Origin of the sequence: Desulfofundulus sp. TPOSR (assembly GCF_011393055.1) — a bacterium.
Lineage (GTDB): Bacteria > Bacillota > Desulfotomaculia > Desulfotomaculales > Desulfovirgulaceae > Desulfofundulus > Desulfofundulus kuznetsovii.
Genome location: NZ_JAAOEF010000002.1, coordinates 326,063 through 346,389, shown reverse-complemented (window position 1 = coordinate 346,389; position 20,327 = coordinate 326,063). Strand labels below are relative to the sequence as shown.

21 protein-coding genes are annotated in these 20,327 nt (G+C 55.5%); 7 read left to right on the top strand and 14 right to left on the bottom strand.

Features of this window, described 5'->3' with window-relative positions; all coding sequences use genetic code 11:
- Window positions 1-13: 13 nt before the first annotated feature.
- The 5 genes from G7K71_RS10230 to recO form a co-directional block, all read right to left on the bottom strand.
- Window positions 14-652 (bottom strand): helix-turn-helix transcriptional regulator, encoded by a 639-nt coding sequence (locus G7K71_RS10230; protein WP_166345964.1) that lies wholly within the window; start codon window positions 650-652, stop codon window positions 14-16.
- Between the two features lie 112 nt (window positions 653-764).
- Window positions 765-2,870, bottom strand: coding sequence for a glycine--tRNA ligase subunit beta (glyS, locus tag G7K71_RS10225; RefSeq protein WP_166345961.1), 2,106 nt, complete (start codon window positions 2,868-2,870; stop codon window positions 765-767).
- A 39-nt stretch (window positions 2,871-2,909) separates the two neighbouring features.
- Complete coding sequence (gene glyQ / locus G7K71_RS10220) at window positions 2,910-3,779, bottom strand: glycine--tRNA ligase subunit alpha (protein ID WP_166345958.1); 870 nt, start codon at window positions 3,777-3,779, stop codon at window positions 2,910-2,912.
- A 406-nt stretch (window positions 3,780-4,185) separates the two neighbouring features.
- Window positions 4,186-4,632, bottom strand: coding sequence for a DUF4342 domain-containing protein (locus tag G7K71_RS10215; RefSeq protein ID WP_013823655.1), 447 nt, complete (start codon window positions 4,630-4,632; stop codon window positions 4,186-4,188).
- A gap of 61 nt (window positions 4,633-4,693) precedes the next feature.
- Entirely contained in the window at window positions 4,694-5,440 is a 747-nt protein-coding gene (gene recO, locus G7K71_RS10210; protein ID WP_166345955.1) for a DNA repair protein RecO, read from the bottom strand.
- Between the two features lie 203 nt (window positions 5,441-5,643).
- Here recO and G7K71_RS10205 point away from each other — a divergent pair, with 203 nt between their 5' ends.
- The 6 genes from G7K71_RS10205 to G7K71_RS10180 all read left to right on the top strand — a co-directional run bounded on the left by G7K71_RS10205 (window position 5,644) and on the right by G7K71_RS10180 (window position 10,346).
- The gene (locus G7K71_RS10205) at window positions 5,644-6,339 is read left to right on the top strand and encodes an N-acetylmuramoyl-L-alanine amidase (protein WP_166345952.1); all 696 of its coding nucleotides are present in this window, start codon (window positions 5,644-5,646) and stop codon (window positions 6,337-6,339) included.
- A 35-nt stretch (window positions 6,340-6,374) separates the two neighbouring features.
- Complete coding sequence (locus G7K71_RS10200; RefSeq protein WP_166345949.1) at window positions 6,375-7,271, top strand: N-acetylmuramoyl-L-alanine amidase; 897 nt, start codon at window positions 6,375-6,377, stop codon at window positions 7,269-7,271.
- 32 nt (window positions 7,272-7,303) lie between these two features.
- Window positions 7,304-8,215 carry a peptidoglycan-binding protein gene (locus G7K71_RS10195; RefSeq protein WP_166345946.1) on the top strand — a complete coding sequence of 304 codons (912 nt, stop codon included), beginning with the start codon at window positions 7,304-7,306 and terminating at the stop codon, window positions 8,213-8,215.
- 19 nt (window positions 8,216-8,234) lie between these two features.
- Window positions 8,235-9,101 (top strand): lipid II flippase Amj family protein, encoded by an 867-nt coding sequence (locus G7K71_RS10190; RefSeq protein WP_166346238.1) that lies wholly within the window; start codon window positions 8,235-8,237, stop codon window positions 9,099-9,101.
- A 102-nt stretch (window positions 9,102-9,203) separates the two neighbouring features.
- Window positions 9,204-9,866 (top strand): coenzyme F420-0:L-glutamate ligase, encoded by a 663-nt coding sequence (locus tag G7K71_RS10185; RefSeq protein WP_243174869.1) that lies wholly within the window; start codon window positions 9,204-9,206, stop codon window positions 9,864-9,866.
- A 21-nt stretch (window positions 9,867-9,887) separates the two neighbouring features.
- Window positions 9,888-10,346 (top strand): pyruvoyl-dependent arginine decarboxylase, encoded by a 459-nt coding sequence (locus G7K71_RS10180; RefSeq protein ID WP_166345943.1) that lies wholly within the window; start codon window positions 9,888-9,890, stop codon window positions 10,344-10,346.
- An 84-nt stretch (window positions 10,347-10,430) separates the two neighbouring features.
- On the opposite strand, the gene G7K71_RS10175 is transcribed toward G7K71_RS10180, so the two are convergent.
- Window positions 10,431-10,937 (bottom strand): YhcN/YlaJ family sporulation lipoprotein, encoded by a 507-nt coding sequence (locus tag G7K71_RS10175; RefSeq protein ID WP_166345940.1) that lies wholly within the window; start codon window positions 10,935-10,937, stop codon window positions 10,431-10,433.
- Window positions 10,938-11,165: 228 nt separating this feature from the next.
- Between G7K71_RS10175 and G7K71_RS10170 the strand changes: the two genes are divergently transcribed.
- Window positions 11,166-11,735 carry a UbiX family flavin prenyltransferase gene (locus G7K71_RS10170; RefSeq protein ID WP_166345937.1) on the top strand — a complete coding sequence of 190 codons (570 nt, stop codon included), beginning with the start codon at window positions 11,166-11,168 and terminating at the stop codon, window positions 11,733-11,735.
- Here G7K71_RS10170 and mgtE read toward each other — a convergent pair.
- The 8 genes from mgtE to yqfD form a co-directional block, all read right to left on the bottom strand.
- Window positions 11,728-13,080, bottom strand: a complete 1,353-nt coding sequence (gene mgtE / locus G7K71_RS10165; RefSeq protein ID WP_166345934.1) for a magnesium transporter — start codon at window positions 13,078-13,080, stop codon at window positions 11,728-11,730. The two genes, G7K71_RS10170 and mgtE, sit on opposite strands and share 8 nt — an antisense overlap.
- 239 nt (window positions 13,081-13,319) lie before the next feature.
- Complete coding sequence (gene era / locus G7K71_RS10160; RefSeq protein WP_166345931.1) at window positions 13,320-14,225, bottom strand: GTPase Era; 906 nt, start codon at window positions 14,223-14,225, stop codon at window positions 13,320-13,322.
- A gap of 54 nt (window positions 14,226-14,279) precedes the next feature.
- Complete coding sequence (gene cdd / locus G7K71_RS10155) at window positions 14,280-14,759, bottom strand: cytidine deaminase (protein ID WP_313884954.1); 480 nt, start codon at window positions 14,757-14,759, stop codon at window positions 14,280-14,282.
- 1 nt (window position 14,760) lies between these two features.
- On the bottom strand, window positions 14,761-15,156 hold the full coding sequence (locus tag G7K71_RS10150; protein ID WP_166345928.1) for a diacylglycerol kinase family protein: 396 nt from the start codon (window positions 15,154-15,156) through the stop codon (window positions 14,761-14,763).
- Window positions 15,157-15,174: 18 nt separating this feature from the next.
- A complete protein-coding gene (gene ybeY, locus G7K71_RS10145; RefSeq protein ID WP_166345926.1) occupies window positions 15,175-15,633 on the bottom strand; it encodes an rRNA maturation RNase YbeY in 459 nt (152 codons plus the stop codon).
- Window positions 15,587-17,773 carry an HDIG domain-containing metalloprotein gene (locus G7K71_RS10140; protein WP_166345924.1) on the bottom strand — a complete coding sequence of 729 codons (2,187 nt, stop codon included), beginning with the start codon at window positions 17,771-17,773 and terminating at the stop codon, window positions 15,587-15,589. Before G7K71_RS10140 ends, ybeY begins: the two co-directional genes overlap by 47 nt.
- 24 nt (window positions 17,774-17,797) lie before the next feature.
- Window positions 17,798-18,754, bottom strand: a complete 957-nt coding sequence (locus G7K71_RS10135; RefSeq protein ID WP_013823671.1) for a PhoH family protein — start codon at window positions 18,752-18,754, stop codon at window positions 17,798-17,800.
- A 48-nt stretch (window positions 18,755-18,802) separates the two neighbouring features.
- A complete protein-coding gene (gene yqfD, locus G7K71_RS10130; protein ID WP_166345922.1) occupies window positions 18,803-20,092 on the bottom strand; it encodes a sporulation protein YqfD in 1,290 nt (429 codons plus the stop codon).
- Window positions 20,093-20,327: the final 235 nt, after the last annotated feature.

The window sequence follows — 20,327 nt, the reverse complement described above, 5'->3', positions numbered from 1 at the left end:
GGTTACCTCCCCCTTAGTTTCCTTCTCCCAGCTCAACAAAGAGGCGAGTAATATTAGTCTTGCTCAGGCGACCGATAACTTCCAGGTCCTTGTTTTTGTCGCCCCCCTCAACCGGACGTACCACGGGCAGGGCATCCACTTCGTGGGTAATTAGTTTCTTGGCTGCCAACCAGACCGAATCATCAGGACCCACGGTAATAACATTGGGCATGCGGGTCATTACCACACCCACGGGTAATTTATGGATATCCTGCCCCCCCAGGGTGATCTTCAACAGATCCTTCCGCGAGATAACCCCTTCCAAAATCCCTCCCTCCCGGACCACAATCAGTGTCCCCACGTCCTCAATGAACATGGTGACCACCGCATCGTATACCGAACAATGCTCCGAAACAACCACAGGTATGGACTTTACTTCTCCCACCTTGATGCGGTGAAGCTTTTCAGCAATCACCTTGTTCGGGGTCTTGCCGCTGTAATAGTAGCCCACCCGGGGGCGGGCCTCCAGAAGCCCGGCCATGGTCAAAATAGCCATGTCGGGACGCAAAGTGGCCCGGGTGAGGGAGAGGCGCTCGGCAATCTGCTCACCGGTAATGGGACCTTCCTTTTTGACAATCTCCAGAATGGCTTCCTGTCGTTTGGAAAGTTCCAATTTCATCGCCCCTTAAAAGAGCAATTATGTTATACTAATCGGCCCACTTAAAGCAATGTTATATAATATTATATATTCGTCTTAGATTTTCCTCCTGCATCAAACCCAAAATTCATGTATACAATTTGTCCCCCGGTGCGGCAACCAGTTTGCTCAGATCGGCCACACCCAGGGCCAGGGTGGCCACTCCTTTAAGCAGGCTGAGACGGTTGTTCCGGATTTTCTCATCATCCACCATGACCATGACGGCATCAAAAAACTGATCTACTCCCGGCCGCAAAGAAGCCATGGCCGCCAACGCACCCCGGTAATCCCGGGCGGCCAGGTTGCGGGCAACCTCTCCCTGTACTTCTTTTAATTTCCTGTACAGGGCTACTTCTGCCGGGTGCACGAGGACAGCCGGGTCCACCGTGGTGGAACCGTGCCTGCGGGACAAATTATGGGCGCGGGTAAAGGCCGTGAGCACCGCTTCAAAATGGGGTTCGTCCCGGAACGCCTCCACAGCCTGGGCGCGCTGCCAGGCGCCGGTGAGATCATCAAAACCGGCCGCCAACACCGCCTCCACCGTGTCGTAGGATAATCCCCGGTCGGCAAAAATTCCTTTCAAGCGCTGGGCGAAGAAGTCCATCAGGTGGGATATAACCTGTTCCCTTCTCAGCTTCAGTTCCACTCGCCCGCGGTACTGTTCGTAGGCCTGCTCAATCAAACCGCGCAAGGAAAGCACCAGTTCACCCTCCAGGCAGATATGGCATATCCCCAGAGCCTGCCGGCGCAGGCCGTAGGGATCCTGGGAACCGGTGGGCTCGATGCCGGTGGCAAAACAACCAACCAGGGTGTCCATTTTATCGGCCAGGCTCAATATCCGTCCCGGGGTACTAACCGGCAGCTCATCGCCGGAGAAACGGGGCAGGTAATGCTCGTAAATGGCCCGGGCAACCGCCGGATCCTCCCCGGAAGCCAGGGCGTATTCCCGGCCCATGACGCCCTGCAATTCGGGAAATTCGTAGACCATGTTGGTAACCAGGTCGGCCTTGGCCAGGTATGCCGCCCGCAGCACCTGTTCCGTTTCTTTTTCGCCGGCGGCAAAGACACGGGCCAGGTAACGGGACAGGCCGATAAGGCGTTCCACCTTGTCGTAGACCGTACCCAGACTTTCCTGCCAGACGACCTTTTTTAACGCCTCTACCCGTTGGGCCAGGGGTGTGGCCAGATCTTCCTTCCAGAAGAAAGCGGCATCGGCCAGACGGGCCCGCAGCACCTTTTCATTCCCGGCCCGGACGGTATCCAGGTGCTCCTCATTGCCGTTGCTGATGGCAATAAAGCGGGGCAGCAGTTTACCCCGGGTATCCCGCACGGGGAAATAACGCTGGTGTTCCCGCATGGGCGTTACCAGCACCTCGGCGGGCAATTGCAAAAAGCTCTCGTCAAAGCTGCCGCAAAGGGCTAAGGGATATTCCACCAGATTGGTTACTTCCGTCAGCAGCTCTTCGTCAGGCACCACCTGCCCGCCGGCCCCGGCTGCCAGCTCCTTCACCTGGTTCCAGATCATCTCCCGGCGCCGCTCAGGATCTACAACTACCCGGCCCCGCTCCATAACCTCGAAATACTTGCTTGCATGGGGGATTTCCAGAAGACCCTGGCTTAAAAAGCGGTGCCCGCAGGTAATCCGCCCGGACCGGAGCCCGGCATAGGAGAAATCAATCACCTGATCACCGTAGAGGGCCACCAGCCAGCGAATGGGACGGGCAAAACGCACCTCCAGAGATCCCCAGCGCATGGGTTTGGGGAAATGCAAGCCGGCAATTAAAGAGGGGCAGAGCTCGGCCAGCACTTCCGTTGCAGGCCGGCCCTCCTGACGCTTCACTGCAAATACATATTCCACGGGGCCCAGGTTTTTCACCACCAGCTGGGAAACATCCACCCCCTGGCTTTTCGCAAAACCCAGGGCCGCCCGGGTTGGCTCACCGGCCGGATTGAAGGCCACTTTAACTGCCGGCCCTTTTACCTCCTGGATCAGGGATTCCTGCATACCGGCCAGGTTGTGGACGTAGAGGGCCAGGCGCCGGGGGGTGCCATAGGTCTTAATTTCACCAAAGGGCAGCCGGTTCTCCCGCAACAGGTTCGCTGCCAGTTCCTTCAATTGTTCCAGGGCCGGGTTTAAAAACCGGGCCGGTATTTCCTCCATACCAATTTCCAGTAAGAAATCCTGGGTATGCATGGCTTTCCTCCCTTGATTATTAGTTATTGTTTTTGAGGGTTATTTCTTTAAAAGGGGATAACCCATTTCTTCCCGCTGGGCCACATAGGCCCCGGCACAGGCCCGGGCCAGGCTGCGTACCCGGTGAATGAAGGCAGTGCGTTCGGTAACGCTGATGGCGCCCCGGGCATCCAGGAGGTTGAAGGTATGGGAGCATTTGAGCACATAATCGTAGGCCGGCAGGACCAGGCCCTTTTCTACTATGCGCCGGGCCTCCCTTTCGTATATATCAAATAGCTGAAAAAGCATCCTGGTATCGGCCTCTTCAAAATTGTAACGGGAGTGTTCCACCTCGCCCCGGTGGTGTACGTCCCCGTAAGTCAGGCCGTTGACCCATTCGATGTCAAAGACATTATCCTTGCCCTGGATGAACATGGCCAGCCGTTCCAAACCGTAGGTAATCTCCGCCGAAACGGGGCGGCAGTCCATGCCCCCGCATTGCTGGAAATAGGTGAACTGGGTGATCTCCATACCGTCCAGCCATACCTCCCAACCCAGGCCCCAGGCACCCAGGGTGGGGGACTCCCAGTTGTCTTCCACAAAGCGGATATCGTGCTCCCGGGGGTTGATCCCTATGGCCGCCAGGCTGTCCAGGTATACCTCCACCACATCATCGGGGGAGGGCTTCAGGATAACCTGGTACTGGTAGTAATGCTGCAGCCGGTTGGGATTTTCCCCGTAGCGGCCGTCGGTGGGCCGGCGGGAAGGCTCCACATAGGCCACCCGCCAGGGTTCGGGCCCTAAAACCCGCAAGAAAGTAGCCGGGTTCATCGTGCCGGCGCCCTTTTCCACATCGTAGGGCTGCTGGATGATGCAGTTTTGATCGGCCCAGAAACGGTTTAAAGCCAGGATCAATTCTTGAAAGTTCATGCATACATTCCTCCCTGAATTACTATAAAAATTTAAACCTCCCGCCCGGGCAAACTAGGCCAGGGACGGGAGGCACTTCCCGCGGTTCCACCCTGTTTGGCCGCCACAAAAGCGGCCCCCTCCTTTGGTGCAGGCTTTACTCACCGCCACCTGACACGGCGGCTTTCCTCCTGCCGCTCGGGAACCCCCTTCACACGGGTTCGTTTTACCGGGCTTCCACCTCTTCCCGGCTCTCTGTAAAAACTCCCCCGGCTACTCTTTCCCTCATCGCCGGATATTCTGTTGAACAATGTTAATTTACCAAATTGGCGGAGCAAAGTCAACGGGGACGCTTTTCCCCGGCGCACCATTCCCCGCGGCCGGTTCCTCCTCCAACGGGAAGGCCGGAATCTCTTCAGGCCTCCCCTTACGTAGGGCCCGCCGGTTCTACGTATTGTTCACCCTGACCCTCATTTTGCTGATCTCCCCGGCCGGGCCGTTCAATTTCCAGGGTATAATTTTTGGCCATGGCCGTAACTGCACCCAGGGCTCCCAAAACAGCCAGCTGGCTGCTGGCCAGGGTCCCCACCAGACCCAGAGCCCCCAGGGAAGCCGGTAGTTCCATGACCGTCCTTTCCCCCTGTTTTATCTTGATTTTAGTTTCCTGGCTCCGGTGAAAAAAATCCTTCAAGTGCTCCAAAAATTCCTGTCCCCGGTCCTGGAGCTTTTCGGTGATGTTTTTCCTCTCTTCTTCCAGGCGAATGAGAGCCTGTACCACATCGCCCCCGGCTGCATCCAGTGCCTCCTTGGCCTCCTTGTAACCCACCCCCAGCCGGGACCTGATTAGATCAATTTTTTCCAGCTCGCTGTTCATGTACAGCCATCCTCCCTGATTCTTTTATTATTAACCATATTTAACCCGGGAGTCCGGCTATTTATACATGTTCCAGCAGTTCCAGAAATCGCGTGGATTTCATGCGCCGGTCCAGATGGTACTCCATGTGGCGGCGAAGCACTTCCTTCAACTCCCTGCGGGCAATCTTCCCCACCTGCAGCTGGTTGAGCCTGCCTGGATCCCAGCGCAAAAGAAGCCTCAGCAGTTCCACCGTACCCCGGCAACAGGGCAGGCCACCCTCAGCCCTCTCAGCACATGAGGCACAGAGCACACCCCCTGCACCGGCATGAAAAACCACTTCGCCGGCACTAATAGGACCCCGGCACAGGACACACCTCTCCAGGCAGGGCCGGTAACCCAGAATGGACAGCAGTTTTATTTCAAAGGCCCGGGCCAACAACTCGCCGTCTCCGCTGCCCAGGGCACGCAGTGTTCCCAGCAGCAGCCCAAAAACCGCCTCGCTGGGCTCTTCTTCGGCGGTCATACCGTCCACCAGTTCGGCCAGATAAACGGCATAGCCCAATTTATCCAGCCGGCAACGCAGTTCCGGAAACATCTCTAAAAGCTCGCACTGGCTCACCGCATCCAGACCGTTGCCCCGGCGGAGGAGAAACTGGGAATGGGAAAAGGGCTGCACGGCCCCCCGCTTACGGCTGGTAGGCTTGCACGCCCCGTAGGCCATCACCCGGATTTTTCCCTTCTCCCGGGAGAACAACGTTAATAACTGGTCGGCCTCCTGGATGTTTACGGATTTCAGAACCACGGCCCTGACCTTATATAACTTCACCTGGGCCCACACCCCCGAATGTCTGGAAAGACAAAATTCGTGTGTACAATCCAAACAATATAATGAAAGTCTTCCCGTGGTTTACCATATATTTTACTGTATCACCTGCAGCCTGACCAGGGTGCCCCAGCCGCCCGGGGGGTGGAAATATTAAGTTCATTGTTCTGCCCACACAAAAAATTAAAATTGTGCTGGTCGCCGCCATGGTTTTGTTCATTCTCTGGCTGGGTTTGCGCGCCATCGTCAATGCCCGCCACCAGGCATCCATCAGCGCCCTTTCCCGGGCCTTAGCCGGCCGGGTGATCGTAGTCGATCCGGGGCACGGGGGTGTGGACCCCGGAGTGGTGGGGAAAAACAACGTGCTGGAAAAGGACCTGGTCCTGGCCGTAGGGCAAAAGCTGGCCCTTTATTTGCGCCAGGGTGGAGCCAGGGTAATCATGACCCGGGAAGGGGACCACGACCTGGCCGACCCGGAGCTCACCGGCCTGTATAAACGGAAGCGCCAGGATCTCGCCCGCCGGGTGGCCCTGGCCAATAGTTTACCGGCCCATGCCATGGTAAGCATCCACATCAACAGTTTTGGCAATCCGTCCCAGTGTGGGGCACAAACTTTTGCCAAACCCAGTTCGCAGGAGAGCGGAGCTTTGGCCAGGACCATCCAGCACGAACTCAACCGCCTGCTGAAAATCAACCACCGGGTACCCTTACACGGGGATTATTACATCCTCCGCCATTCCCGGGTGCCCACGGTGATTGTAGAAATTGGTTTTATCACCAACCCCAGGGAATACCGCCTGTTGCAGGATCCCCTTTACCAGAGCAAGGTGGCCTGGTGCCTTTATGCCGGCATCGCCAGATATTTTGCCGGAGAGGGAAAAGTCCCCCCTCAACCCAGATAAAGGGAAAAGTATCATTTCCTAAAGGGGGTAAGGGCATGACAGCCAGCCGCATCACCAACATCTGGAGCAAAGTCCACTACAACCCCAACCGCCCCGTCTCCCGGGTAGTAGTTGAATCCACCACCTCTTTTCAGTTCGATGCAAAAGAAAGTCCTTCAGGCATCACCCTCATTGCCCGGGGAGCCCGGGCCAATATGTATTGCGAAACAATTGAAGTGTATGACGGGTTGATTGAATGGATCAGGGTTAGAGAGCAACCGCAGGGCGTGATCTTTGAAATCAAGACCAACCACCCTTCCCCCTGGCAAATAGCAAGTGAACCGGGCATACCTTACCGTACAGTAATCAACTTTGTCCGGGACCACCTTTTTAATCTTTTTTCTTCAAAGGTACTTGTTATTGACGCGGGCCACGGGGGTAATGATCCGGGAGGAAGGGGACCCGTCGATCTCCTGGAGAAAAACGTTACCATGGCCATGGCCACCGCCCTGCAAGACCTGCTCAAACCCCTGAAAAGTCAAATTTACCTCACCCGCGCCGGGGATTATCCCCTTTCCCAGTGGATGCGCTGCAACCTCGCCCTAAAAATGAACGCGGATGTGTTTATCAGCTTTCATACCTACCACAGTACGGACACTTCCATTCAAGGGACGGCGGTAAAATACAACCCCAGGGCACCGGGGTGCGATTATCTCGCCCGGTTTACCCTGGAAGAAATAGTGCGCAAAATCAAACGCCCCTCGCGGGGGGTAGAGCCGGACCAGCAGCTGCACCATTTAGGTTTCATCCCCGGCCTTACGGTAGAACCGGTGGCCATTTCCAACTGGGTCGAGGAAGGTCTTTTGCGCAACCCCACCCTGTATAAAAAAATTGCCCAGGGAATCTTTAACGGCCTTTTACGGTTTTGGGGGGAGAAAAAAGGGGAAAAATAAACAACGACTCTTTTACCTGCCCGGTGATATGCATGCGTCGATCAATCTGCTTGCTCATCTTATGTTGCCTTTTGCTTTGCCGGCCTGCCAGTGCTCCGGCCCTGGCCAGGGCACATCAATGCGGCGGTAACGAACAGCCCCGGCTGACGACTCCTTTCCATCAGGGACGGGATATCGCCAACCTGCAGCAATGCCTGTCTTCCCTGGGTTACTTTAGGGGCCCGGTTAACGGCCTGTATAATGAATCCACCATCCAGGCCGTGGAACGTTTCCAGAAGGATCATGGCCTTCGACCCACCGGCGTGGCGGACGTGTCCACCTGGCAGACCATTAGCCAGGCCATGTTGTCCAAGCCGGAACAGGGGGCAACCCCCTCCCCCGGGCATGATCTTTTTATCCTGGTTGATACCCGGTCCCTGACCATGACCGTTTTTTCCCGGGGACAACCCATCAGGCAATACCCGGTAGCCCTGGGCAAACCGGGCTCGGAAACCCCTTTAGGCCTCTGGAAAGTTATAGACAAATCGGACGAATACGTCCCCGGCATGGGCCCCCGCTGGATGGGACTGAACATCCCCAAGGGCACCTATGGCATCCACGGTACGGACAGCCCCTGGTCCATTGGGACTTTTGCCAGTGCCGGTTGTGTGCGTATGCATAACGCCCACGTGGTGGAACTCTATGATTGGGTTTCCGAGGGCACGCCGGTACTGGTCCTGGGCAATCCCTTTTTGCCGCAGTATCCCGTACTCTACCAGGGAAGCTGCGGCACGGCAGTTCAGGAAGTCCAGCGCACCCTGAAGCGGCTGGGTTATTACAACCAAAAGCCCGACGGCATCTTTGGCCCTCAGACGGCTGAAGCCGTAGTTTTCTTTCGTAAAAAACACGACCTCGAAGAAAAACCCGTGGTGGATGAGGAGCTCTGGCGTTTGCTGGGATTTTAAGGAAGGCAGGTGAGGAATAATCGACCGGGTGCTTCTGATTGCCGTTCTAACGGCAATTATTCATTTAACTGATACATTAGTTTACGCCGTACGCCTTTCAGGGGTGACCACGCGCCGGCTGGCCACTGCCTTTTCCTTGTTTCAAATCATTTCCTTACTAGCCAGCACAGCCAACCTTATTCAGGCTCCCCTGTTATCATCCGTGGTGGAGAAAACCATCAATACCGGCCTCAAAATTGCTTCCGGTTCTTTGCTCGAGTCACCTTTGTATCACCACCAGCTTACCCAGCTAAGCATGGATATACGCCTGGTTATTTTTTCCGCCACCGTCGGTACAGTGGTGGGAGTGCTGCTTACTCCGGCCTTTAATTATGTTTTTACCCGGGTGATTTTTCTCTTTGAAGAAGCCGGTTCTATTCCCCGCCTGATTGTAATCCTCCTTTCGCCGCACCTTTTGGTCAGGACCCTGCGCAAAAGACCCGGGTACCTCAGCGCCCTGAGAGCATCCTTACCGGGGCGCCCTAAAAACATCCCTTTAGCTTTTTTAATCGCCAATACCATGGTCATCGGCATCTGGACCACGGGGGTGTTATCGGCCCTGTATGCCGGTGCGCTATTGCCCGAATACCGTTCAACGGCCAGCCTTCTTTCAGGCGTGGTGAACGGCATGGCCACCATTCTTTCGGCCATGATCGTGGACCCCACCGCCGCCATGATTACCGACCAGGCCCTGCGGGGAACCAGGGATCAAAGGGATGTCCGGCAAATGGTTTATTACCTGTGTTTAACCAGGGTGCTGGGGACTATTCTGGCCCAGGCCTTTTTTCTACCGGCCGCCTACCTGATCAAGGATGTGGCCCTGATCATTGCCGTTCCGGATCGTTAAAAAATGGGAGAGAGAGGGACAGGCACATAATTTACCCTCAGGTATAACCTGATATTAGCTCCTAACATGCCCGGGCAAATACCAGGAGCACGGCGAAAGGTGATGATGCGTATGCCCTGCTATACCATCCCCATTCGAACCCATGTAATTACCGAGCAGGATAACATCATCGAGCTGGCCAAACGTTACACCGAAGGGGTGGTGGAGCCGGGGGATATCATTGCCATTGCCGAGAGTGTGGTAGCCATTACCCAGAAAAGAGCCATCTTACCCGAGGAAGTTCAGCCGGGCTTATTGGCCCGCTTTCTGTGCCGCTTCCCCGGCAAACACGGCAGCCTGGCTACCCCACCGGCCATGGAACTGGCCATCAGGGAAGTGGGCACCGTTCGAATTCTCCTCGGTTGCGTGGCCGCAGCCCTGGGTCGGCTCATAGGCAGGCGCGGCTTTTTCTACCTGGTGGCCGGCCGGGAACTGGCTTTTATCGATGATATTGCCGGCACCATGTGGCCCTACGAAAGGCATATCATTCTCGGCCCCCACAAACCGGACAAGATTGTAGCCGCCATCAAGGAAGATACCGGTGCCGAGGTGGTTATTGCCGACGTCAACGATATCAAATGCGTGGATATACTGGCTGCAACCAGCCCCGCCAGCGTCAAAATAGCCAAAGAAGCGCTGGTAGACAACCCCTTTGGCAACGACGACCAGCAAACACCCATTGTGGTCATCAAGGTTAAAAAGGAGGCGCAAGACAGAGCAGCCTGACCGATGATAGGAGGGAACACCTTGCTACCGACACCAACCAGATTTACCCTGGTGGCAGGAGCCGGCGAAGGGCAGACGCCGTTAAACGCCTTCGACCGGGCACTGCTGGAAGCCCGGGCGGGAAACGTAAACCTGATCCGGGTAAGCAGCATCCTGCCGCCCGGTGCCGAATATGTGGAAGAATTATCCCTGCCCCCGGGGGCACTGGTACCAGTAGCCTACGGTGCAACTACCTCCACCACCCCCGGAGACAGAATTGCCGCCGCCGTGGCCGTGGGCATCCCCGAGGAAGGTTTTGGCGTAATTATGGAGTATTCGGGCCACACCTCCCGCCAGGAAGCGGAAAGGATCATCCGGCAAATGGTGGAGGAAGCTTTTGCCACGCGCAGGCTGGAACTGAAAAAGTATATGGTCAAGTCCGTGGAACATCAGGTAGTCAGGACCGGGGCAGTTTTTGCCGGCATACTACTGTGGTACTGAGCTGTCCGATATTTAAAAGCCGGTTTTTCGGTAAGAAAAACCGGCTTTTCATGTTATCATTTAATTGTTCCCGCTTCAAAATCATTACCTGGTGGTGGGTGTAATACGGCGCAGGATTTCCTGAATTTCCCGGTTGAAACTGGCTACGGGCTCCCCCCGACTGATGCCTTGAGCCACCCTGCGGATGCGGGTAACGGTATCCGGATCGGTAGTTACCTGCACGGTGACCACGCGGTTATCTGCCGCCCTGACCCTCCGGGCCACTTCATCCTTAATGGCCGCTGTGCGCCCCCTCTCTACCCCGCTTTTAATATCGAGCCCCACAATGGCCGTGTTCCCGGTCAGGACGACAGTGGCCGATTTCACGCCGGGCACTTTCTCGGCTTCAGCCGCCAGCTTTGTGGCCAGCCGGTGGGCTTCCGCCGGCGTGGTGGGTAAGGGCCGGGGGGCCGGTGCCGCCGGACCGGGGGCTGCAGGCGCAGGTCCCGGCGCAGCAGGAGATGGCGGGGCGGGTTTACGGGATACGGCGCAGCCGGATACCAGCATCAACGCCAGGGATATTATAGAAAACCAGACCGGCCATTTTCTCATTAGCTCACCCCCATTTCTACATCTAATATTTACTGCCGGGCTTCCTCCTATGCTGTAAAAGGATACCACCCACAACCATCACGGGCTGACTCATGGTGGGTGCGGAACACTGGAGCAAACGGGAGTTCCCCCGTCATCCTCTTTTGCACCTCTGGTTTATTGAACAATCATAGCCGTTGGGATAAAATAAAGCAGGCATAAATTTATATTTAAGGACGGTAGGAAAAGTTGCGCATTGTTGTGGCCATAACCGGAGCATCAGGAGCCGTATACGGCATAACCCTGCTGGAACAACTAAAGCTCTTAGGGATTGAAACCCACCTTATCTTGAGCCCCTGGGCGGCAAAAACCATCGCCCTGGAAACCCGGTGGACGCCGGAACAGGTAATGGCATTGGCCAGTTACTCGTATGCGGCTACCGATCTGGCCTCCCCCGTGGCCAGCGGTTCCTTTATACATCAGGGAATGGTCATCGCTCCCTGCAGCATGAAAACCTTAGCTTCCATAGCATGCGGCTACAGCGATAACCTGATTGCCCGGGCCGCCGACGTGACCATAAAAGAAAGGCGCCCCCTGATCCTGATGACCAGGGAAACGCCGTTAAATGCCATCCATCTGGGAAATATGCTCAAACTGGCCCGGCTCGGGGTAGTCATCATGCCCCCCGTGCCATCCTTTTACCAGCACCCGGAAACCATTGAAGACCTGGTCCTGCAAACAACAGGGCGGGTGCTGGATCTTTTGGGTATCGAAAATAGCCTGGTAAAAAGATGGGGGGCACCGGATAACCTTACCTGACCAGTATAAGGGTTGCCAGGGTGAAGTAAATAAACATGCTGCTAACGTCCATCAAGGTAGTAATGAAAGGTCCCGAGGCCAGGGCCGGGTCCACCCCGATGCGGTTGATAATCACCGGCACGAAACTGCCCAGGATGGTGGAAACGGTGATGCTTAAGGCCAGCGCCCCGCCTACCACCAAACCAAGGGAGGGGGAACTCTGCCACACAAAGGCAAAAAAACCTACAACCAGGCCGCAAACCAGCCCTACCCACAGCCCCACCTGGGCCTCTTTCCAGATCACCTTTAAAATTTGGCTGGGGTCCACCTCTCCGGTGGCAATTCCCCTTACCACCACGGCCAGGGACTGGGTGGCTGCATTGCCCGTACCTCCGGCTATGGCTGTCATAAAAAAAGCCAGGGCCGTTAAATGTTGCAGGGTTTCGGAAAAGCCCTCGATTACATGACCGGCCACCAGCTCTCCGAAGAGCAAACCCACCAGCCAGGGCAAACGCCGCAGTGCCCGCTTCACAGGACTGGCGTCGGGGTCTTCCCCTTCACTATCAATGGTTGCAGCCATGCGCATCATATCCTCGGTGGCTTCCCGTTCAATAACATCCAGAACATCGTCTACCGTTACAATACCAAGCAGTTCACCAGCATCGCTGACCACAGGTACGGCCAGAAAGTCGTATTTCGCCACCAGGCGGGCCACTTCTTCCTGGTCGGTGTTCACATTCACGCTGATTACCTTGCGCCGCATGATGTCCTCAATACGCATATTGGGCGCTGCCAGGATAAGTTCCCTTAACGAGAGCACTCCCACCAGGTGGTTTTGATCGTCTACCACATAAACGTAGTAAACCGTCTCGGCATCGGGTGCGTTTTCACGGAGCACTTCAATGGCCTGGCCGGCGGTTATATCCTGGGGAATGGCCACGTACTCCGTGGTCATGATCCCGCCGGCGGTTTCCTCACCGTAGGTCAACAGCTCTTTGAGGTCCCGGGCTTCATGCGCTTCCATCAGACCCAGCAGTTTTTGTCTCAGGTCCCCGGGCAGGTCTCCCAGCAGGTCTGCCGCATCGTCGGTAAACATGGCGCTTAATATATCGGCCGTGCGCTGTAAGCCCAGGCATTCCATCAGGATGGGCAACTTTTCCCGGTCCAGCTCAAAAATTACCTGGGCAGCCCTGTCCGGTTCCATGACCCGCAATACCTTGACCTGCTGGCCCAAACTAATGTCCGGAAGCACTTCGGCGATGTCCGCCGGGTGTAAGTCTTTCAGACACTGACGCAGCCTGTCGGTAGAGCCTTCCTCAAGACAGGAAAGGACTGCCCGGCGTACTTCTTCCCGATCTCTGGACATCAGGCCACCTCCTTTTTTCAGGGGCGGCCCACCATCCCTGGAGCGTGGATACCGGGGCCGGCCCCTGTTTGTTTTAGTATGAACTTGTGCCTACTAGGGTCGCCGTCCACAGTACCACCTCCGGGAATTTTTTTGCAAAATGAAAAGGGCCTTCACTTACGTGAGGAAGCCCGAAAACCTTAGCTGGCTTTCCAGCCAACACTACTTTATCAGAACCTTTCTTGTACTGTCAAGGAAAATTAATCCCTGCCGGCGTAACCAAAGTTCCGCAGGTACAGGTCCTGGTTACGCCAGTCTTCCTTGACCTTGACCCACAGGTCCAGGTATATTTTTGAGCCCAGGAGAAGTTCCATTTCTTCCCTGGCCAGCCGGCCTATCTCTTTGAGCATCCGACCTCCCTTGCCAATTAAAATGGCCTTATGCGATTCTTTTTCGGTATAAATGACCGCCCGCACATAGACCAACTGGTCCGACCGCGGCTCTATCTCTTCCACCACCACGGCCACCCCGTGGGGCACCTCCTGGCTGGTCAGGTGAAGCACCTTTTCCCGGATCAATTCGGCCATAATAAACTGTTCCGGCCTGTCCGTAATCATATTGTCGGGATAATATTTGGGTCCATAGGGTAAGTAGGAAACCACCAGTTCAACCAGGCGGTCAAGGTTTTCCGGTTTGAGAGCTGAAACGGGGATAATCTCGGCAAAATTGTATTTTTGTCTAAAAACGTCGATCAGGGGTAGCAATTCCGCCTTGTTTTCCAGCAAATCTATTTTATTGATGACCAGAATTACCGGAGTGGTTACCTCCCGGAGCTGGTAGATTATGTACTCGTCCCCCGGCCCCGGCAACTGGGGTTCAACCAGGAAAAGGATCACGTCCACTTCCTTTAGGGCGCCCAGGGCCACTTCCACCATGTATTCACCCAGTTTGTGCTTGGGCTTGTGAATTCCCGGCGTGTCCAGGAAAATGATCTGGGCATCATCACGGGTAATGATCGAGTGGATCTTATGCCGGGTGGTCTGGGGCTTATCGGACATAATGGCCACCTTATGCCCGACCAACTGGTTTAAAAGGGTGGACTTCCCGACATTGGGGCGGCCAATTATGGCCACAAAACCCGACTTGAATTTCTCCTGTTCCACCATTTTCCTCCTTTCAGCCCTTTATCATTAAAGAAACTCCCCCGGGCAGCACCAAACTTACCTGTCCACCGGCTCCACAACACGAACAGGATTGGGGCGTGGGCTGCCTTCAATATTACCGGCCTGCCCCGCTTTTAGTGTGAAGCCCAGCGGCAACAGTTCGGCCAGGCTCTTTACTATATATTCACCACGACGGTTACACATATAAACCTTTATTTCGCTTCCGAATTCAGCCAGCACCTGCCGGCAGGCGCCGCAGGGCGTGCAGTAATCCTCGCTGTCGGCAATCACCGCCAGGGCGGCAAATTGCCTTTCCCCGTTGCTTACTGCTTTAAAAAGGGCTACCCGCTCGGCGCAAACGGTTAAACCGTAAGAGGCGTTTTCAATGTTGCATCCGGCATACAATCTTCCTTCCGATGTCAGTATGGCTGCCCCCACCCGGAAGCCGGAATAAGGAGCGTAAGCCCGTTCCCGGGAAGCCCGGGCCGTATTAATGAGCTTTTCCACAGGAAACTGCATCACCGGCAGGTCAATCACTTTAATGGACACCTCCCAGGAAACGTACCAGGTAGCGGCTGAAGCTGTCCAGGTAAGGGTAGAAAACCAACAGACCCACTACCACCGAGTTAAGGGCGGCCAGCAGTACGGCCCCGGCGGCAACATCTTTGGCTACCCTGGCCAGGGGGTGATATTGATCAGTATAAAGATCCACCACCGACTCCACGGCAGTATTGAACATTTCCGCTATTAGAACCATTGCAATGGCAAACAAAAGGAGAAGAAAATCCCGTACTTCTACACCCAGTAACCGGGCAACCGCCACTACCACCAGGGCGGCGCCAAAGTGAAAGCGCATGTTTGGCTGTGTGCGCAGGGCATAAGCCAGGCCAGCCAGAGCATAACCAAGGCTTTTTCTGAAACTGCCCCTGGCCATTACAATGTCACATCCCCCTTACCTGCTCAACCCCAACCGGGCCAGGATGGCCTCCTCCTTTTCCCGCATTTCCCGGCCTTCTTCTTCCGTCTGGTGATCGTATCCCAGGAGATGCAGCACGCCATGGGCCACCAGAAAAGCCACTTCCCGCTCAAAGCTGTGCCCGTACTCCTCACTTTGCCGGCGCGCCGTCTCCAGGGAAATCACCACATCCCCCAACAGGGTTTCCTCTCCCGCTTCGGGCATCGGTTCTCCTTCCTGCAGGGCAAAGGACAGCACATCGGTAGGCCTGTCCACCCCACGGTATTCACGGTTTAACCGGTGGATATACTCGTCGTCCACAAACACCAGGCTTACTTCTGCGTGCTGGGGGCCGCCGGCTAAAGAGAGAGCTTCCCCGGCAACCTTTACCACCAGGTCAACAAGCTGCTCATCCACCGGCACTTTTTCTTGCAGGTTGTTTACGAGAACCGGCACTTTTGTTTCTTCTCCTTTCCATTTCCTTACTCAGGTCGGGATATTCAATGCGGGTGTGAAATATTCCGCCCAGTACCTGCAAAAAAGCCTCTGCAATTTTATCCAGATCCTTAAAGGTCAGGTCGCATTCATCCAGCTGGCCGTCCATAAGCTTATCCTTGATAATTTTGCGTACCATCCCCTCAACGCGGCCGGGGGTACGGTTTTGCAGGGAACGGACCGCTGCCTCCACCGAATCGGCCAGCATGACAATGGCCGCCTCTTTGGTTTGGGGCTTGGGTCCATCATAACGGTATTCGTCCTCATTGACATTTTCCGAGTGGCCGTTCTCCAGGGCCTTGTGATAAAAGTAAGAACAGAGCCCGCTGCCATGGTGCTGCTCGATAATATCAATAATGGCCTGGGGCAGCTTGTACTCACGGGCCATTTCCGCCCCGTCCTTGACGTGGGAGGTCAATATCAAAGTGCTCAAGGAAGGGGCAATTTTATCGTGGGGGTTTTCACCGTTCAACTGGTTTTCAATAAAGAAGTAGGGCCGTTTAATTTTGCCGATATCATGATAATAGGCGCCCACACGCACCAAAAGGGTCTCCCCGCCCACGGCCTCGGCTGCAGCCTCCGCCAGGTTGGCCACAATAATGCTGTGGTGATAGGTCCCTGGTGCCTCCGTAAGCAAATGCCGCAGCAGGGGATTGCTGGGATGGGACAGCTCCAAAAGATGGACCGCCGAGGTAATTCCAAAGGCGCTTTCCAGGTAAGGAAGGGCACCAATGGTTAGAATGGAAGATAAAATACCGTTAATCAGACCAAAACCCACGCCGGAAGTAATCATGAGGCCCCAGGGCGTGTTGCTTAAAAGGCCCATGATCAGAATGACAACGATATTGGCGGCGCTGGTGTAAACACCGGCCCGGGCCAGATCGCCCCGCTGGCTGAGTTTGCTGACGCTGTAAACTCCCACGAACCCCCCCACCAGGGCCACCAGTCCGAAACGGACCTGTCCGTCAATCATCAGGGTCACCAGAAAACTCATTACCGCCACCACCAGCATGGCCAGGCGCGTATCAAGCAAAATGGCAATAAGCATCCCGGCGGCGGCAATAGGGGTCATATAACCCACGAGGTTACCCAGCTCGGGCCAGTAGGGGATATTGATGGCCGTAATGGCCTTACCCACGGCCAGTACCACCACGACAACGATACCCAGCAGGTATAAGTGACCGGCATGTTCGTAAATTTCCCGGTTCTGCTGGTAGAGATAGAGCAGTACCACCACCATCAAGAGGGCCACCAGAAAAGCACTGCCCAGCAATATGCGCCAGGGGACCCCGGTTTGGGTGAGGCCAAGGGCCTCCAGCTTGGCCAGGTGTTCCTTGGTAACCACATCCCCAACCCGGATGATAATCTCGTTTTGCCTGATGGTCACCATCTGGGGCGGCACCGTGGCCATGGCCGCCTCCTTTAAGAGGCGGGTTTTTTCCGCATTGAAGAAGCTGTTCGGCCGCAGGTAATAACGGATTAAGCCCTGGGCCAGTTCCTGGTAGGGTTTGCTAAAACCCCAGCGGGCCACCTGGTCGGCCAGACTTGCCTTTTTAGCCTCCAACTTGTCCGGCGTAATACCTTCCTCGCTATCCAGGGCCTGGGCCACCAGGCCGTTTACACTCCGTTCCACCTGCTCCAGGGTGTGGGGAGCGGGCCTGGTAAGGGCCACCAGGGTTTCCCGGGACAAAGAAAAGGGCAGCACCCCCCGCAGGCGGGTTACCCGGACTTCCTCATCGGCCCTGGTATCCGCCTGCACCTCGCGGATCCCCTGAATGGCAGTGGAAATATCCCGCTGGACCGCCGCGCTTACCAGGGGATCCCGGTCGTACTGGTCGCGCACTGCCGCGGCTGCCTGGCGGCGCATTTCCTCGGTTTTGGCCTTATCTTCAAAAACAATACTGCGGGGGGCCGGAATCTGGACTGGGGAAACCTGTCCCTCCCGCAAATTAACCCGTTGGGGAACAAATTCAATGGAAATGAGAATGGTAATGAGCAAAAAAAAGATGACCGCGGCTGCGCTCCGGCGTACCCTGCGCCGTCCCATTAACGGAGCCACCCGGCGAACAAACTGTTTTCCAATTGTGGCCAGAGGGAGCATCAAATTCACTCCTGTGCCACCGTCCTATGACCCTTCCTCATAGGCCCTGATGATTTCCTGAACCAGCGGGTGGCGGACTATATCCTCCCCCGTCAGATAACAAAAGGCAATACCGTTTACCCGGGCCAAAACCTTCTGGGCATGGACCAGGCCGGAAACCTGGCCCCTGGGAAGGTCGATCTGGGTAATGTCTCCGGTAATTACGGCCTTGGAACCAAAACCCAGGCGGGTCAAAAACATTTTCATCTGCTGGTCGGTGGTGTTTTGCGCCTCGTCAAGAATGATAAAGGCGTCATCCAGTGTCCTCCCCCGCATGTAGGCCAGGGGAGCAATTTCAATAACATGCCTTTCCAGATATTTTTGGGTATTTTCCACACCCAGTACATCGTAAAGGCTATCGTAAAGAGGACGCAGGTAAGGATCTACCTTTTCCTGCAGGTCCCCCGGCAGAAAACCGAGTTTTTCTCCGGCTTCCACAGCCGGCCTGGTTAGTACCAGCCGGTTGACTTCCTTATTGCGTAGCGCGCGAATGGCCATAACCACGGCCAAGTAGGTTTTCCCCGTTCCCGCGGGGCCGATGGCAAAAACAATGTCGTGCTTGCGAATGGCTTCGATGTACTGCTTTTGTCCCAGTGTCTTGGGCTTAACCTGCTTCCCCCGGGCGGTAACCAGGGTCACCTCCCGCGCCAGGTGGGACAGGGCTTCCTGCATACCCGCCCGCACGGCTTTAATGGCGTAGTTAATTTCGTGTAAAGTTAAACGGTTACCCGCCCGGTAAAAGTCCTGTAACTGATTGAAAACCTCCCGGGCCTGGGCAACCTGTTCGGGAGGACCGATAATAATCACTTCCTCGCCCCGGGTTACTACCCTTATGCCCAGGGCCCGTTCCATTAAAGCCAGATGTTCATCGTGACGCCCGAAAATCTCAGCCGCCGTAGCAATATTGTCCAGGATCACCCTGGCTTCAGTGTGTTCGCCCAACTTATCCCTCCAACTCCCTCTTGTTTCTATAAACTTATAATAGACCTGTTATGGCTGGGAAGGGAGCGCCGGTGCCTGATTTTGAGACTCTTCCGCCGGGGTAAAGGGTTGTTCGGTACCGATTTCCTCAAGGCTCTCCACGAAGGCTTTGACCCGCACCAGGCTCTCCGGCTCTTTCACTACCAGCTCATCCAGCTGTTTGTGGACTATTCTGGCTCCTTGAGGCAACTGCTTTTGTACCGCATGCAACGCCCCTTCCCCGGCCAGGCGGCGGGCCTCAGCCCGGTTCCTGATCAACCGGTAGTTTTCCACTTCACGATATTTACTGATAACAATTTCGACGGGCAGACGAAGATTCCTCCATGGGGGAGGCTTTTTCACACTGGTCTCGGTTTGATAATGCAAAAAGGGTATTTTCTGGGGACCTGCTAAAATTATTTCCCTGCCTTTTATTTTCATACAAACCCTGGTAACCTGGCGACCGGTAAAACGTTTCCCCGTTTCTACGAGGAGGGCTTCGCCGTAACCTTCGTACCATACCCGTGCCCTCACGATACCCGCAGCGTGAACGTATGTGGGCTGGCGAGGGACCGGTCGTTCACCCTGTGTTTCTGTTCCCGGTTGTTCGGGCTTTTGTTCTTGGAGAGGAGGAATAATGCCGGAAATCAATATTTGACCGGGAACCACCGTATCCCCCTCCTTCACCGCCGCGTGGCCGCTAAATACCAGGACCTCTTTGATTACGCCCGCCTTAATAGCTACAATATGAGCGGGAGATTGGTTTTTTTCCTCGGGAATGGTTTTTTCCACCACTTCAATGGCCACCCTTGTCCCCCTGACATATACGCCGGCCCAGGAAATGGCGGGCAAATTTGCCTTCAGGGCCCTCTCCACCGCAGGGCAGTCCAAACGCCATTTGGGCACCCCCCGGTTCAGGCCGGCCGCTGAAGCCACGGATAAGATTTCCTTCGTGGGCACCCTGCTGTTGCCGGTAACCTCGATAGTCCAGACAAAGGAGCTTAACAAATACAGTCCAAGGACAAACAGTACGGCGCCAAAGGCCAGTGCCTTGCGCCGGGCCAGGCGCATCCAGAGAAAAGGCAAGCCTACCCGCCGTGTGATATGAAAGCGGCAGCGGGTGCGCCGCGCTATATGCCTTAAAGGCCGTACGGCATTCAAGCGCACATTGGCCCTCACGGTTTGCTCACCGGGCCGGGCGATATCCCAGAGGAAAATACCCCGGGCGGCAGCCATATTAATAAATTTTTCCGGCGCTTCCCCACGGATGGTTATGGTAACATAACCGATGATGAAGTTCATTAATCGAAAAAGAAACATGGCTTGGCCTCCTTATTTTCCTGTAACTGTTCAGTAAAACCGCTACCATCGGCACGGTGCCGCGTTGTCCAAAGCGAGCGACTTGCGGAGCGCTGGTAACGGCACCCGGCGAAGCGAGGGTAACCGGACTGCGGCGTGAAACCAGCGGCACCGAAATGTAGCGTTAGAAAAGGTAACTTGCTGAAACGACAAAAAGATGATAGCAAGGACTACTACCATGCCGCATTTGCAGCGC